The sequence below is a fragment of the Streptomyces sp. NPDC046557 genome (assembly GCF_040645975.1).
In the GTDB taxonomy this organism is placed as follows: Bacteria; Actinomycetota; Actinomycetes; order Streptomycetales; family Streptomycetaceae; genus Streptomyces.
Genome location: NZ_JBEYZH010000023.1, coordinates 79,253 through 95,165, shown reverse-complemented (window position 1 = coordinate 95,165; position 15,913 = coordinate 79,253). Strand labels below are relative to the sequence as shown.

Annotated in this window: 7 protein-coding genes, 1 tRNA gene and 1 rRNA gene; 8 read left to right on the top strand and 1 reads right to left on the bottom strand. The window is 70.5% G+C overall.

What is annotated here, in order from left to right:
- Together rrf and ABZ934_RS27760 are read left to right on the top strand one after the other, a co-directional pair.
- Window positions 1-93: ribosomal RNA gene (gene rrf / locus ABZ934_RS27765) — 5S ribosomal RNA — on the top strand; the annotation flags it as partial.
- Between the two features lie 5 nt (window positions 94-98).
- Window positions 99-171, top strand: a tRNA-Thr gene (locus ABZ934_RS27760).
- A 127-nt stretch (window positions 172-298) separates the two neighbouring features.
- On the opposite strand, the gene ABZ934_RS27755 is transcribed toward ABZ934_RS27760, so the two are convergent.
- A complete protein-coding gene (locus tag ABZ934_RS27755) occupies window positions 299-2,854 on the bottom strand; it encodes a SpoIIE family protein phosphatase (protein ID WP_361318295.1) in 2,556 nt (851 codons plus the stop codon).
- 229 nt (window positions 2,855-3,083) lie between these two features.
- Between ABZ934_RS27755 and ABZ934_RS27750 the strand changes: the two genes are divergently transcribed.
- The 6 genes from ABZ934_RS27750 to pgsA all read left to right on the top strand — a co-directional run bounded on the left by ABZ934_RS27750 (window position 3,084) and on the right by pgsA (window position 15,895).
- Window positions 3,084-8,621 carry a HAMP domain-containing protein gene (locus ABZ934_RS27750; protein ID WP_361318293.1) on the top strand — a complete coding sequence of 1,846 codons (5,538 nt, stop codon included), beginning with the start codon at window positions 3,084-3,086 and terminating at the stop codon, window positions 8,619-8,621.
- 274 nt (window positions 8,622-8,895) lie between these two features.
- On the top strand, window positions 8,896-9,579 hold the full coding sequence (locus ABZ934_RS27745; RefSeq protein WP_361318291.1) for a response regulator: 684 nt from the start codon (window positions 8,896-8,898) through the stop codon (window positions 9,577-9,579).
- A 150-nt stretch (window positions 9,580-9,729) separates the two neighbouring features.
- Complete coding sequence (locus ABZ934_RS27740; protein WP_361318289.1) at window positions 9,730-12,522, top strand: DNA translocase FtsK; 2,793 nt, start codon at window positions 9,730-9,732, stop codon at window positions 12,520-12,522.
- 223 nt (window positions 12,523-12,745) lie between these two features.
- Window positions 12,746-13,633, top strand: coding sequence for a RodZ domain-containing protein (locus tag ABZ934_RS27735; protein WP_361318314.1), 888 nt, complete (start codon window positions 12,746-12,748; stop codon window positions 13,631-13,633).
- Window positions 13,634-13,745: 112 nt separating this feature from the next.
- Entirely contained in the window at window positions 13,746-15,242 is a 1,497-nt protein-coding gene (gene rimO / locus ABZ934_RS27730; RefSeq protein WP_361318287.1) for a 30S ribosomal protein S12 methylthiotransferase RimO, read from the top strand.
- A complete protein-coding gene (gene pgsA / locus ABZ934_RS27725; RefSeq protein WP_361318285.1) occupies window positions 15,239-15,895 on the top strand; it encodes a CDP-diacylglycerol--glycerol-3-phosphate 3-phosphatidyltransferase in 657 nt (218 codons plus the stop codon). Before rimO ends, pgsA begins: the two co-directional genes overlap by 4 nt.
- The last annotated feature ends 18 nt before the right edge of the window (window positions 15,896-15,913 follow it).

Sequence of the window (15,913 nt, the reverse complement as noted above, 5' to 3'; positions counted from 1 at the left end):
ACGCCCGGTTACATTCCGAACCCGGAAGCTAAGCCTTTCAGCGCCGATGGTACTGCAGGGGGGACCCTGTGGGAGAGTAGGACGCCGCCGAACAACCCGCCCTTTTAGCTCAGTCGGTAGAGCGTCTCCATGGTAAGGAGAAGGTCAACGGTTCGATTCCGTTAAAGGGCTCCGAATAAAAAGGCCCCCGCCATGAGGCGGGGGCCTTTTTGCGTTTCCATCCCGTCCGCGAGCCCGGGCCCGGAGGGAAGCCCCGCAGGGCGGGAATCGTCCCCCCGGGGCTTCCGGCGGACGGTGTTCAGGGGCCGGGCGCAGGGCGGGGCGCGGGCTGTTCTCCCGCGCGTCGTTCGGGGACGCGGAAGGCGAGGATGGCCATGTCGTCCGAGGCGGGTTCGGCCGCGAAGCGTTCCACCGCACGCAGGATGCGGGCGGCGACGGCGCCGGCCGTGAGGCCCGTACAGGTGGTGAGGACTTCCGCGAGGCCGTCGTCGCCTAGCATGCGGGTGCCCTCGCGGCGTTCGGTCACGCCGTCCGTGACGCAGAGCAGGACGTCGCCCGGGTCCAGGGTGAGGGTCTGCTCGTAGAGTTCGAGGTCGTCCATGACACCGAGCAGCGGCTGGGGTTCAGCGGCGGGGATGACCTCGCCGTTCGGGCGCAGGCGCAGCGGGAGCGGGTGGCCGGCGCAGACGACCTTCATCAGGGCGCCGCCGTCCGCCTGCGGGTGGAGCTCGCCGTACAGGAGGGTGAGGAAGCGGCTGCGGGCGCCCTCGTCGAGGATGGCCGCGTTGAGGCGTTCCAGTACGGCCGGGCCGCCGAGCCCTTCGCGGGCCAGCAGGCGCAGGGCGTGTCGGGCGAGGCCGGTGACCGCGGCGGCCTCGGGTCCCGTACCGCACACGTCGCCGATGGCGAAGCCGTAGACGCCGGGGCGGATGGGGAAGACGTCGTAGAAGTCGCCGCCCACTTCGTTGCCCTCGCCGGCCGCGCGGTAGATGACCTCGACCTCCATGCCCGGGATGGCGGGGGAGCCGGGAGGCAGGAGGCTGCGTTGGAGGGAGCGGCTGATGGCGGTGCGCTCGGAGTAGAGGCGTGCGTTGTCGAGGGCCAGGGCGGCTCGGCGGGACAGGTCGTCGGCGAGTTCGAGGATCTCCTGGCGGAAGTGTTCCTCGGACGGTTTGCCGAGCGTGAGCATGCCGATGACCCGGTTGCGGGCCAGGAGGGGGAGGACGACGGTCTCGCCGCCGACGGCGCGGGCGGATTCCGGCCAGGGTCGGGCGCCGGCCTCGCGGAGCGGTTCGGGCGGGCTGACTCGGGAGAGCAGGGCCTTGAGTCCGTCGATGCGTTCCTCGTCCTCGTGCAGCACGTAGGAGAGGTACGGGTCGGAGGTCTGGTCGGCGATGGTGTAGACGGCGCACCAGGTGGCCAGGGTCGGGACGGTCATCTGCGCCATCAGCGCCAGTGTCTGGTCCCGGTCCAGGGTGCCGGCGAGCAGGTCGGACGCCTCGACGAGGAAGGAGAGGGACCCGCGGCGCAGGCGTTCCAGCTCGCCGAGGCGGGCCGATTCGACGGCCAGCGCGATCCGGTCGGCGGCGAACTGCAGGCGCAGCGCGTCCTCGTTGGAGTAGCGGCCCGGGTTCTCGCAGGAGACGCCGAGGGAGCCGGTGAGGCGGCCTTCCACCTTGAGGGGGACGGTGACCACGGAGCGCATGCCGGTGGATTCCAGGAGCGGGACGGCTCCGGGGACGGCGATCAGGTCGTCGTGGACGGCGGGCATGCGGGCGGAGCCGTACCGGTTCGTGCCCGCTTCGACGGGGACGCGGGCGAAGCGCTGGCGGGTGGAGGGCAGGCCGGTGGTGGCGCGGACTTCGAGTTCGGTCTCGTCGTCGGTGGCGAGGAGCAGGAAGGCGGCGTCGGCGTCGAGCATGTCGCGGGCCCGCTCGACGGTGCGCTGGAGCAGTCCGTCGAGGTCGTCCGGGGCGGGGGAGCCGATGAACACCTCGAAGGGGTCCGCGGGGCGGCTTTCGGTGAGCTGGCCGGCGTCACCGGAGGGGACGCGTGCGGGGGTCTGGAGGAGGGCGCGTTCGTCGTCGTGGACCAGGAGGCAGACGATGGACGGCTCGCCGTGGGCGTCTCGTACCCGCAGGTGCGAGGCGTAGACGGGGATGACGCGGCCGTCGGCGCCGCGGATGCCGTAGCTCCCTTCCCAGCGGGAGAGCCGGAGGGCTTCGGCGATGCCGGTGCCGGTGCCCGGGGTCTGCGGCCAGGCGGCGAGTTCGGCGAGCGGGCGGCCGAGGACCTTGTCGGCCGCGTGGCCGAAGATGTGCTCCGCGTCCTCGTTCCAGGCGGAGACGGCGTCGGAGGCGTCGATCTGGATGACGGCGACGCGGACCCGGCTGTCGGCGAGGGGCAGCAGCCGGTCGGGGACGACAGGTCCCGCCGAGCGGGTACCGACCGGACGGTCCGGGAGGTCGAGGCGGAACCACACGTGTTTGTGCGTGCCGGTGTACTCGACCCCCCAGCGGGTGGCGAGCGCGGCACAGAGCATGAGGCCGCGGCCGTTCTCCCGGTCGGGGTCGGCGTAGGGGCGCTCGCCGGGCGGCTGGAGCGGCAGCTCGCGCTCCGGGTACCGGTCGGCGACCTCGACGCGTACGCCGTCCTCGGTGCGCAGGCACAGCACTTCCGCCTGGGTTCCGGCGTGTACCACGGCGTTGGTGACGAGCTCGCTGGTGAGCACGACGGCGTCGTCGACGATGTCCGCGAAGCCCCAGCCCTGGAGGGTGTCGCGGACGAACGCGCGGGCCCCGGCGACCGAGCGTCCTAGGGGATCGAAACTGGCAGCCGCCCGTGCCGTGATCACGAGTCTCCTTCGACGCGGTGGGACATTCGGGTGCCAGGTTACTTACCTTCGCGGTCCGCATGGTGCCGTCGTCGGGGATTCCACCCGGGGAGTGCGGCCGGTGTGCAATGGTGCCGAAGTGTTATGGCCGGGTTCGGCCAGGGTGAAACACTGGGCAGGATGGTCTAGCCGGGCGTTTGACTCGCCGGGTTTCGGTGGAACAGTGGTCGACCCTTTCGGGAGGGACACGGTGGAGTCTGGCGCAGCGGTGCGGCGTACGGGAACGCGCCCGAAGGGGGGTCGTTCCCGGCGGAACGGTACGACGGAGGTCGATACCGCCGCTCTGAACCGTCTGCTCACGGCCCTGGTGTCGATGCGGGACGGGAATTTCCGCAAGCGGCTGACGGTGTCCGGCGAGGGCGTGATGGCGGAGATCGCCGCCGTCTACAACGAGGTCGCCGACCGCAATCTCCACCTGACGGGGGAGCTGTCGCGGGTCCGGCGGATGGTGGGCCGCGAGGGCAAGCTGAGCGAACGGCTGGAAACAGGCGCCTGTGAGGGTTCCTGGGCGGCCGCGATCGACGCCTCGAACCAACTCGTGGACGATCTCGCCCGGCCGGTGTCCGAGGTGGGCCGGGTGCTGTCGGCGGTCGCCGAGGGTGACCTGGACCAGCGGATGGACCTGCGGACGCAGACGGCCGACGGGGCCGGGCATCCCTTGCGCGGGGAGTTCCTCAAGGTCGGGCGGACGGTCAACAACCTGGTCGACCAGTTGTCGGCGTTCACCGACGAGGTGACGCGGGTGGCGCTGGAGGTGGGTACCGAGGGCAAGCTCGGCGGCCAGGCCCAGGTGCGGGGCATGTCCGGGTCCTGGAAGGACCTGACCGATTCCGTCAACACGATGGCGTACCGGCTCACCGCCCAGGTGCGTGACATCGCCCTCGTGACGACGGCGGTGGCGAAGGGCGACCTCTCGCGCAAGGTCACGGTGCACGTGGCCGGCGAGATGCTCCAGCTGAAGAACACCGTGAACACGATGGTGGACCAGCTGTCCTCCTTCTCCTCCGAGGTGACCCGGGTCGCCCGTGAGGTGGGTACGGAGGGTGAGCTGGGCGGCCAGGCGAAGGTGCCCGGGGTCGCGGGCGTGTGGAAGGACCTCACCGACTCCGTCAACACGATGGCGGGGAACCTGACGGCCCAGGTGCGCGGGATCGCGCAGGTCACGACGGCCGTCGCCAACGGCGACCTGTCGCAGAAGGTACGGGTCAGCGCGCGCGGCGAGGTCGCGCAGTTGGCCGAGACGATCAACCAGATGACGGAGACCCTGCGGACCTTCGCGGACGAGGTCACGCGCGTCGCGAGCGAGGTCGGCGCGAAGGGCCTGCTGGGCGGGCAGGCCCAGGTTCCGGGCGCGGCGGGAACGTGGAAGGACCTCACCGATTCGGTGAACACGGTCTTCCGGAACCTGACGACGCAGGTACGGGACATCGCGCAGGTGACGACGGCTGTTGCCAACGGCGACCTGTCGCAGAAGGTCACGGTCGATGTGGCCGGCGAGATGCTGGAGCTGAAGAACACCGTCAACACGATGGTGGACCAGCTCCAGTCCTTCGGTGCCGAGGTGACCCGTGTGGCCCGTGAGGTCGGTGTGGAGGGTGAGCTGGGCGGTCAGGCCCAGGTGCCCGGGGCCGCGGGCACCTGGAAGGACCTGACCGATTCGGTGAACACCGCCTTCCGCAACCTCACTGGTCAGGTGCGCAACATCGCGCAGGTGACGACGGCTGTGGCCAACGGCGACCTGTCGCAGAAGGTCACGGTGGACGTCTCCGGCGAGATGCTCCAGCTGAAGAACACCGTGAACACGATGGTGGACCAGCTGTCCTCCTTCGCCGACCAGGTCACGCGGATGGCGCGGGACGTGGGCACGGAGGGCCGCCTCGGCGGTCAGGCCCGGGTGGAGGGGGTGTCCGGTACCTGGAAGGAGCTGACCGACTCGGTCAACTTCATGGCCGGGAACCTGACCTCGCAGGTGCGCCAGATCGCCCAGGTGACGACGGCGGTGGCGCGCGGTGACCTGTCGCAGAAGATCGACGTGGACGCCCGGGGCGAGATCCTGGAGCTGAAGAACACCATCAACACGATGGTCGACCAGCTCTCGGCCTTCGCCGAGCAGGTGACCCGCGTCGCGCGTGACGTGGGGACCGAGGGGCGCCTCGGCGGTCAGGCGCAGGTGCCCGGGGTGGCCGGCGTGTGGCGGGACCTGACGGACTCCGTCAATGGCATGGCCGGGAACCTGACCTCGCAGGTGCGCAACATCGCGCAGGTCGCGACGGCGGTGGCGCGCGGTGACCTGTCGCAGAAGATCGACGTGGACGCCCGGGGCGAGATCCTGGAGCTGAAGAACACGCTCAACACGATGGTCGACCAGCTCTCGAACTTCGCCGAGCAGGTGACCCGGGTGGCCCGGGAAGTGGGCACCGAGGGCATCCTGGGCGGTCAGGCCGAGGTGAAGGGCGTCTCCGGCACCTGGAAGGACCTCACCCAGTCCGTCAACTTCATGGCGAACAACCTGACCTCGCAGGTGCGCAACATCGCCGAGGTGACCACCGCGGTCGCCATGGGCGACCTCTCCAAGAAGATCACGGTCGACGCCAAGGGCGAGATCCTGGAGCTCGTCACCACGGTCAACACGATGGTGGACCAGCTGTCGTCGTTCGCGGAACAGGTGACGCGGGTGGCGCGCGAGGTGGGTTCCGAGGGCATCCTCGGCGGCCAGGCCCGGGTGCGCGGGGTGACGGGCATCTGGAAGGACCTGACCGACAACGTCAACCTGATGGCCAACAACCTGACGTCGCAGGTGCGCAACATCTCGCAGGTCTCGGCGGCGGTCGCCAACGGCGACCTGACGAAGAAGGTCACCGTCGAGGCGCGCGGCGAGGTCGCGCAGCTCGCCGACACCGTGAACACGATGGTGAAGACCCTGTCGTCCTTCGCGGACGAGGTCACCCGCGTGGCCCGTGAGGTGGGTACGGAGGGCCGCCTCGGCGGTCAGGCGCACGTGCCGGGCGTGTCCGGGACGTGGAAGGACCTCACCGACTCGGTGAACTTCATGGCCTCCAACCTCACCGGCCAGGTGCGGCAGATCGCCATGGTCACGACCGCCATCGCCAAGGGCGACATGACCAAGAAGATCGACATCGACGCGCGCGGCGAGATCCTGGAGCTCAAGACGACCATCAACACGATGGTCGACCAGCTGTCCTCGTTCGCCGACCAGGTGACCCGTGTCGCCCGTGAGGTGGGTACGGAGGGCATCCTGGGCGGTCAGGCCCGGGTCCGCGACGTCGACGGGACGTGGCGGGACCTGACCGAGTCCGTGAACGAGATGGCCGGGAACCTGACCCGGCAGGTGCGCGCGATCGCGGCGGTGGCCACCGCGGTGACCCGCGGCGATCTGAACCTCAAGATCGACGTGGACGCGGCGGGCGAGATCCAGGTCCTCCAGGACAACATCAACACGATGATCGCCAACTTGCGCGACACCACCTTGGCCAACAAGGAGCAGGACTGGCTGAAGGGCAACCTGGCCCGCATCTCCGCCCTCATGCAGGGCCGGCGGGAGCTGGACGACGTGGCCTCGCTGATCATGAGCGAGCTGACCCCGGTGGTCTCCGCGCAGCACGGCGCGTTCTTCCTGGCCCTGCCGACCGGGGGCAGCACCGAGATCGGGACGGACGGCGGTGCGGAGGGCTCGTACGAGCTGCGGATGCGCGGGAGTTACGCGTACGCGGGCGGACAGATGCCGATCTCCTTCCGGCCCGGCGAGGGGCTGATCGGGACGGTCGCCGAGGAGAAGCGCACGATCCTGGTGGAGAACACCCCGCCCGGCTACCTGAAGATCTCCTCCGGGCTGGGCGAGGCGCCTCCGGCGCACGTGATCGTGCTGCCGGTGTTGTTCGAGGGGAAGGTGCTCGGGGTCATCGAGCTGGCCTCCTTCACTCCCTTCACGCAGATCCAGAAGGACTTCCTCAGCCAGATCGCCGAGATGATCGGCACGAGCGTCAACACCATCAGCGTCAACTCCAAGACGGAGATGCTCCTCAAGCAGTCGCAGGAGATGACCGAGCAGTTGCGCGAGCGCTCCGACGAGCTGGAGAACCGGCAGAAGGCGCTCCAGGCCGCCAACGCGGAACTGGAGGAGAAGGCGGAGCTGCTGGCCCGCCAGAACCGGGACATCGAGGTCAAGAACACCGAGATCGAGGAGGCCCGGCAGGTCCTGGAGGAGCGCGCCGAGCAGCTCGCGGTGTCGATGCGCTACAAGTCCGAGTTCCTGGCGAACATGTCGCACGAGCTGCGCACCCCGCTCAACTCGCTGTTGATCCTGGCCAAGCTGCTCGCGGACAACGCGGACGGGAACCTGTCGCCGAAGCAGGTGGAGTTCGCCGAGACCATCCACGGGGCGGGCTCGGACCTGCTCCAGCTGATCAACGACATCCTCGACCTGTCGAAGGTCGAGGCGGGCAAGATGGACGTCTCGCCGACGCGGATCGCGTTGGTGCAACTGGTGGACTACGTGGAGGCGACCTTCCGGCCGTTGACCGCGGAGAAGGGGCTGGACTTCTCGGTCCGGGTCTCCCCGGAGCTGCCGGCCACCTTGCACACCGACGAGCAGCGGCTGTTGCAGGTGCTGCGCAACCTGCTGTCGAACGCGGTGAAGTTCACCGACGGGGGCGCCGTGGAGCTGGTGATCCGCCCGGCCGGGGCGGACGTGCCCGCCGCGATCCGGGAGCAGCTCCTGGAGGCGGGTTCGCTGCGGGACGCCGACGCGGACCTGATCGCGTTCTCGGTGACGGACACCGGGATCGGGATCGCGGCGAGCAAGATGCTGGTGATCTTCGAGGCGTTCAAGCAGGCCGACGGGACGACGAGCAGGAAGTACGGCGGTACGGGGCTGGGCCTGTCCATCAGCCGGGAGATCGCCCGGCTGCTCGGCGGAGAGATCCACGCGGCCAGCGAGCCCGGCCGGGGTTCGACCTTCACGCTGTACCTGCCGCTGCACCCGAGCGAACTGCCGCCGCAGGGGTACGCCCCGCCGACGCCCGGCGGCGCGCGCGGCGAGTACCGCAGGCCGGCCGAGGAGGCGCGGCCCGCGCCGTCGGTGGCCCCGGCGGAGACCGCGCCCGTACCGGCGGTCGAGGCGGGGGAGCGGCGTAGGGCGCTGCCGGCGGCCGGGACGGACCGGGCAGCGCAGGGGCAGGGCGGACCGGCCGCGCTGTTTCGGCGGCGACGCAAGTCGCTGAGCGACCTGGAGCCGCGCACGGCCGTGCCGGGGCAGCCGGACGCACACGGTTCCGCGGACGGCTGGGGCGGCGAGCTGGAGGAACTCCCGACCGTGCCGCGGACGTACGACTTCCACGGCGAGAAGGTGCTCATCGTCGACGACGACGTGCGCAACGTCTTCGCGCTGACCAGCGTGCTGGAGCAGCACGGCCTGGCCGTGTTGTACGCGGAGAACGGGCGGGAGGGCATCGAAGTCCTGGAGCAGCACGACGATGTGACGGTCGTGCTGATGGACATCATGATGCCGGAGATGGACGGGTACGCGACGACTTCGGCGATCCGGCGGATGCCCCAGTTCGCGGGGCTGCCGATCATCGCGCTGACGGCGAAGGCGATGCAGGGGGACCGGGAGAAGGCGATCGACTCCGGTGCTTCCGACTACGTCACCAAGCCGGTGGAACCCGATTATCTGCTGTCCGTCATGGAGCAGTGGATGAACGCGAAATGATCGACAACAGAGCGGACTGATATCAATTGCTGACTCACTGTGGCGGAACCGGTGTGGAAGGGCAGGATGCGGGGAACCTTCTGCTCTCCCACACCGTTTCTGCTTCGTGCACAGTGACATCTTGGTGACAGGGTGTGGCGATCTCGGGACTGGGGCTACGATGACCGGCACAAGGACGGACGGCGCAAGGATGCCGTCCTCTGGGGCGGGACCCGGCGTACAGGCCGGTGCCAGGAGCCGGGGAGGCCCCATGCCGGGGCGAGGAGGACAGGGCATGGTGCAGAAGGCCAAGATCCTCCTGGTCGACGACAGGCCGGAGAATCTGCTGGCGCTGGAGGCCATCCTCTCCGCGCTCGATCAGACACTGGTCAGGGCGTCGTCGGGAGAGGAAGCGCTGAAAGCGCTGCTGACGGACGATTTCGCGGTCATCCTGCTGGATGTCCAGATGCCGGGCATGGACGGTTTCGAGACGGCCGCGCACATCAAGCGGCGGGAACGGACCCGGGACATCCCGATCATCTTCCTGACCGCGATCAACCACGGTCCGCACCACACCTTCCGCGGTTACGCGGCGGGCGCGGTGGACTACATCTCGAAGCCGTTCGACCCCTGGGTGCTGCGCGCCAAGGTCTCCGTCTTCGTCGAGCTCTACACGAAGAACTGCCAACTGCGCGAGCAGGCGTCGCTGCTGCGGCTCCAGCTTGAGGGCGGCGGCTCGAACGGCGTGGACGCCGGCAAGGAGACCCCCGGGCTGCTGGCCGAGCTGTCCGCCCGGCTCGCGGCGGTCGAGGAGCAGGCGGAGGCGCTGACCAAGCAGCTCGGCGAGGAAGCGGCCGACGCGTCGGTCGTGGCGACCGCGGCGCACCTGGAGCGCAAGCTCACCGGGCTGCGCAGGGCACTGGACGCGCTCGAACCCGGAGCCGGGGGCGGCGCGGCCGTGCTGCCCCTTCAGGGCTGAGCGTCCGGCGGGGAGCGGTTCGGGCCCCTGAGGGGCGGCTCGTGAGGGTGTGTCACCCCTGGCGGACCGTCACGGCCGCCGTCGCGACACGAACGGGTGAAGGGGTGGGCACGCGTGTCCACCGGCGTGCGCACCGGTAACCTCGGGCGCATGGCCTCACGTACGTCCGGCAAGGGTTCCCAGAGCGCGGCGGGCGCCGCGAAGAGCCGCACCGGCCGTACGACGGCGCCGGCGGGGAAAGCGGCTCCCGCGCGCAAGCCTCCGGCGAAGAAGGCCGCGGCGGCCAGGCGCGCCCCCGTCAAGAAGGCGCCCGCCAAGCCCGCGCCGTCCCCGACCGGGGGCGTGGTGCGGCTGGTGCGCCTCGTGTGGCTCGGCATCGCCCACGCGGTCGGTTCCGTCTTCCGCAGCGTCGGCCGGGGCGCCAAGAACCTCGACCCCGCCCACCGCAAGGACGGTGTCGCGCTGCTGCTGCTCGCCCTGGCCCTGATCGTCGCCGCCGGAACCTGGTCCAACCCGAGCGGGCCCGTCGGGGACCTGGTCACCATGCTGATCACCGGCGCGTTCGGGCGCCTCGATCTGCTCGTGCCGATACTGCTCGGCGTGATGGCGGTGCGCTTCATCCGCCACCCCGAGCAGACCGACGCCAACGGCCGGATCGGCATCGGCCTGTCCGCCCTGGTCATCGGCGTACTCGGGCTCGTACACATCGCCTGCGGGGCGCCGGGTCGCGGCGAGGGCACCACCGCGATGCAGGACGCCGGCGGGCTGATCGGCTGGGCCGCCTCGAAACCGCTGATCTTCACCATGGGCGCCCCGCTGGCCGTGCCGATGCTGGTCCTCCTCACGGTGTTCGGGTTGCTGGTGGTCACGGCGACCCCCGTCAACGCCATCCCGCAGCGGCTGCGGCGGCTCGGGATCCGGCTCGGGCTGGTCCAGCCGAACGCGTACGACGAGGGCTTCGGACCGGCGGTGGAGGCGGGCCCGCAGGACCGGCCGGAGGGCCCCGGCCCGATGCGCCGGCAGGGCCGGGTCGGGGCCGTGGACCCGGCGGGCGTCGCCGAGGAGGAGGCACTGGCCCGGCGGCGCAAGCCGCGCCCGAGCGCGACCCGGCCCGCCATGGACCGGGAGATGGACGCCGTCGACGTCGCCGCGGCCGCCGCCGCCGCGCTCGACGGGGTGGTCTACGGCGGACTGCCGCCCTCCCCGGTCGTCGCCGACCTCACCCAGGGCATCACCGCCCGACGCGAGCCCGGGGCGGTGGAGATCACCACCCCCGTGCCGCCCGCGCGGGAGGAGCTGCCCGCCGGCGCGCCCGCCGTCACCACACCCGCCACCGCGCCCGCGGCGGCCGGGCCGCACGACAGCACCGCCGCGGCCTCCGGCACCCTGTCGGTGCCCGACCTCACCAAGGCCCCGCCGCGTGCCGAACCGCTGCCGCCGCGCGCGGAGCAGCTCCAGCTGCGCGGGGACATCACGTACGCGTTGCCCTCGCTGGACCTGCTGGAGCGCGGTGGCCCCGGCAAGACCCGCAGCGCCGCCAACGACGCGGTGGTGGCCTCGCTGACCAACGTGTTCACCGAGTTCAAGGTCGACGCGCAGGTCACCGGCTTCACCCGGGGTCCGACGGTCACCCGCTACGAGGTGACGCTCGGCGCGGCCGTGAAGGTCGAGCGCATCACGGCCCTGGCCAAGAACATCGCGTACGCCGTCGCCTCGCCGGACGTGCGGATCATCAGCCCCATCCCCGGCAAGTCGGCGGTTGGCATCGAGATCCCCAACACCGACCGGGAGATGGTCAACCTCGGGGACGTCCTGCGCCTCGCGGATGCCGCCGAGGACGACCACCCCATGCTGGTGGCGCTCGGCAAGGACGTCGAGGGCGGCTACGTCATGGCCAACCTCGCGAAGATGCCGCACGTCCTGGTCGCCGGCGCCACCGGCTCCGGCAAGTCCTCCTGCATCAACTGCCTGATCACCTCCGTGATGGTCCGGGCCACCCCGGAGGACGTCCGGATGGTCCTCGTCGACCCCAAGCGGGTGGAGCTGACGGCGTACGAGGGCATCCCGCACCTGATCACCCCGATCATCACCAACCCCAAGCGGGCCGCCGAGGCCCTCCAGTGGGTGGTGCGCGAGATGGACCTGCGCTACGACGACCTCGCGGCCTTCGGCTTCCGGCACATCGACGACTTCAACCGGGCGATCCGGGACGGCAAGATCACGCTGCCGCCCGGCAGCGAGCGGGAGCTGAGCCCGTACCCGTACCTGCTGGTGATCGTCGACGAGCTGGCCGACCTGATGATGGTGGCCCCGCGCGACGTCGAGGACTCGATCGTGCGCATCACCCAGTTGGCCCGCGCCGCCGGCATCCACCTGGTGCTCGCCACCCAGCGGCCCTCGGTGGACGTGGTCACCGGCCTGATCAAGGCGAACGTGCCCTCGCGGCTCGCGTTCGCCACCTCCTCGCTCGCCGACAGCCGCGTCATCCTCGACCAGCCCGGGGCGGAGAAGCTGATCGGCAAGGGTGACGGACTGTTCCTGCCGATGGGCGCGAACAAGCCGGTCCGCCTCCAGGGCGCCTTCGTCACCGAGGACGAGATCGCCGGGATCGTGCGGCACTGCAAGGACCAGATGGCGCCCGTCTTCCGCGACGACGTCACCGTCGGCCAGAAGCAGAAGAAGGAGATCGACGAGGAGATCGGCGACGACCTGGACCTGCTGTGCCAGGCCGCCGAACTGGTGGTCTCCACCCAGTTCGGCTCCACCTCGATGCTCCAGCGCAAGCTCCGCGTCGGCTTCGCCAAGGCCGGTCGTCTCATGGACCTGATGGAATCGCGGGGCGTCGTCGGCCCGAGCGAAGGTTCGAAGGCGCGCGACGTCCTGGTGAAACCGGACGAGCTGGACGGCGTCCTGGCGGTCATCCGGGGGGACGATCAGCCTTAGGGGGTGTCTGACGGGCAACCGTTTCCCCCGGTCGTGCGTCAAGTTGAGGGATACGGCGGACACCGCGCTCCGGCGCGGGGCCGTCGTACCGCCTTCGCACCACCAGGAGACCCGCCGGCCATTCGGATGGCCTAGGGACTCCACCCCTCCGGTTGCTCCACCCTTTCGTCACCCCCCTAGACTGGACAGCCAGCAGGTGGCTACACGCTCGAAAGGCGCCCTCGTGTCCATCGGCAACGCCAACTCCCCCGAAGAAGAGCGGCCTTCGACCGACGACCGGTCCGAGGACCGTCCCGTCGAACGCACCGTCGAAGGACCGTCCATCGGGACGGCCCTCAAGAAGGCCCGGATCGCCGCCGGGCTCACTGTCGACGAGGTCAGTTCCACCACCCGCGTGCGCATCCCGATCGTGCACGCGATCGAAGAAGACGATTTCACGCGGTGCGGCGGCGACGTCTACGCCCGCGGTCACATCCGGACGCTCGCCCGCGCCGTCCACCTCGATCCGGCACCCCTGGTCGAGGCGTACGACGCGGCCCACGGCGGTCGGCCGGCACCCACCCCCGCCGCGCCGATGTTCGACGCCGAACGCATCCGACCGGAGCGGCAGCGACCGAACTGGACGGCGGCCATGGTCGCCGCGATCGTCGCCGTCATCGGTTTCGTGGGCTTCACGGCCTTCGGTGGCGACGGCGGCGCCAAGGAGAAGCGGCCGCTGGCGGAAGGTTCCGCCGCCTCCGCGGCGCCCAAGCAGTCGGCGGGCAAGCCGGCCGCGCCCCAGCAGCCGCCGAAGGCGCCCGCCCCCTCGGACAGTGCCATCGCCGCCGCGCCCAAGGACCTCGTCACGGTCGTCCTGACGGCCAACGACGGGGAGAGCTGGATCTCCGCGAAGGACCACAGCGGCCGGTCGCTGTTCGACGGGACGCTCGCCCTGGGCGAGTCGAAGACCTTCACCGACAAGGAGTCCATCGACCTCGTACTCGGTGACGCCGGGGTCGTCAAGCTCTTCGTGAACGGCAAGGAGATCAAGGACCAGTTCCAGCCGGGGCAGGTCGAACGGCTCACTTACACCAAGGACGACCCCCGTCAGGGCCAGGCCCAGGCGGGCTGACCAGCACGGACTGAGAAATTCCGGATCCCCGGGAGGCCGATCGGCCTCCCGGGGATCTTGTCATGGGGGACGGGGGCGGGGGCCGACGCCGGGACGAAGTAGTCTTGAGTCCATGCCCGAACGCCGTACCGTCGCCCTTGTCACTCTTGGCTGCGCCCGTAACGAGGTGGACTCGGAGGAGCTCGCAGGCCGCTTGGCGGCGGATGGCTGGGAGCTCGTCGAGGACGCCGCCGATGCGGACGTAGCCGTCGTCAACACCTGTGGCTTCGTCGAAGCCGCCAAAAAGGACTCCGTCGACGCCCTCCTGGAAGCCAATGATCTGAAAGATCACGGCAAGACCCAGGCCGTCGTCGCCGTCGGCTGTATGGCCGAGCGCTACGGCAAGGAACTCGCCGAAGCGCTCCCCGAGGCCGACGGCGTGCTCGGCTTCGACGACTACGCCGACATCTCCGACCGCCTCCAGACCATCCTCAACGGCGGCATCCACGCCTCCCACACCCCGCGCGACCGGCGCAAGCTGCTGCCGATCAGCCCGGCCGCCCGGCAGGACGCCGAGGTGGCCCTGCCCGGACACGCCCAGGAGCCGACCGAGGCCCCCGCGGACCTGCCGGAAGGGCTCGCGCCCGCCTCCGGGCCGCGCGCGCCGCTGCGTCGCCGTCTGGACAAGAGCCCGGTCGCCTCGGTGAAGCTCGCCTCCGGCTGCGACCGGCGCTGCTCCTTCTGCGCCATCCCGTCCTTCCGCGGCTCGTTCATCTCCCGGCGCCCCAGCGACGTCCTCGGCGAGACCCGCTGGCTCGCCGAGCAGGGCGTCAAGGAGGTCATGCTGGTCTCCGAGAACAACACCTCGTACGGCAAGGACCTCGGCGACATCCGGCTGCTGGAGACGCTGCTGCCGGAGCTGGCCGCCGTGGACGGCATCGAGCGCGTCCGCGTCAGCTACCTCCAGCCCGCCGAGATGCGACCCGGCCTGATCGACGTCCTCACCTCGACGCCCAAGGTCGTTCCGTACTTCGACCTGTCCTTCCAGCACTCGGCCCCCGACGTGCTGCGCGCCATGCGCCGCTTCGGTGACACCGACCGGTTCCTGGAACTGCTCGACACCATCCGCGGCAAGGCCCCGCTGGCCGGCGTCCGGTCCAACTTCATCGTCGGCTTCCCCGGTGAGACGGAGGCCGACTTCGCCGAGCTGGAGCGTTTCCTCACCCACGCGCGGCTCGACGCCATCGGCGTCTTCGGCTACTCGGACGAGGACGGCACCGAGGCCGTCGGCTACGAGAACAAGCTGGACGCCGAGACCATCGCGGAGCGGCTCGCGCACATGCAGCGGCTCGCCGAGGAGCTGACCTCCCAGCGTGCGGAAGAGCGGATCGGGGAGACCCTTGAGGTACTCGTCGAGACGGTCACGGCCATCGGCGAGGACGACGAGGACGGCGAGGGTGCCTACGGGCGCGCCGCCCACCAGGCGCCGGAGACGGACGGCCAGGTGGTCTTCACTGACGGCACCGGTCTGGTGCCCGGCCGCATGGTGACGGCGAAGGTCGTAGGCACGCTGGGTGTGGACCTGGTGGCAGAGCCCCTGGGCCTGGATCTCGAGGAGGCGGCCGGATGACCGGAGTCCCGGCACCAGCGGCGGGCGGGACCGGCCGCCGGCCCTCGCCCGGCGCGGGGCTCGGGACGCCGGTCGTCCATCAGGCCGGCCTGTGGAACATCGCCAACATCCTGACGATGGTCCGACTCGTGCTCGTGCCGGGATTCGTCCTGCTGCTGCTCGCGGACGGGGGCTACGACCCCGCCTGGCGGGCATGGGCATGGGCGGCGTTCGCCGTCGCCATGATCACTGACATCTTCGACGGGCACCTCGCCCGGACGTACAACCTGGTCACCGACTTCGGGAAGATCGCCGACCCCATCGCCGACAAGGCGATCATGGGCTCGGCGCTCGTCTGTCTCTCCTGGCTGGGCGACCTCCCCTGGTGGGTGACCGGCGTGATCCTCGGGCGGGAACTCGGGATCACGCTCCTTCGTTTCTGGGTCATCCGGTACGGGGTCATCCCGGCCAGCCGGGGCGGCAAGCTCAAGACCCTCGCCCAGGGCACGGCGGTCGGCATGTACGTGCTCGCCCTCACCGGCCCGCTGGCGACCCTGCGGTTCTGGGTGATGGCGGTCGCCGTCGTGCTGACGGTCGTCACCGGTCTGGACTACATCCGCCAGGCCGTCGTCCTGCGCCGCGGGGGGCTGGACGCGGAGCGGATCGCGCCGTGACACGAGCGGCGGGTGATT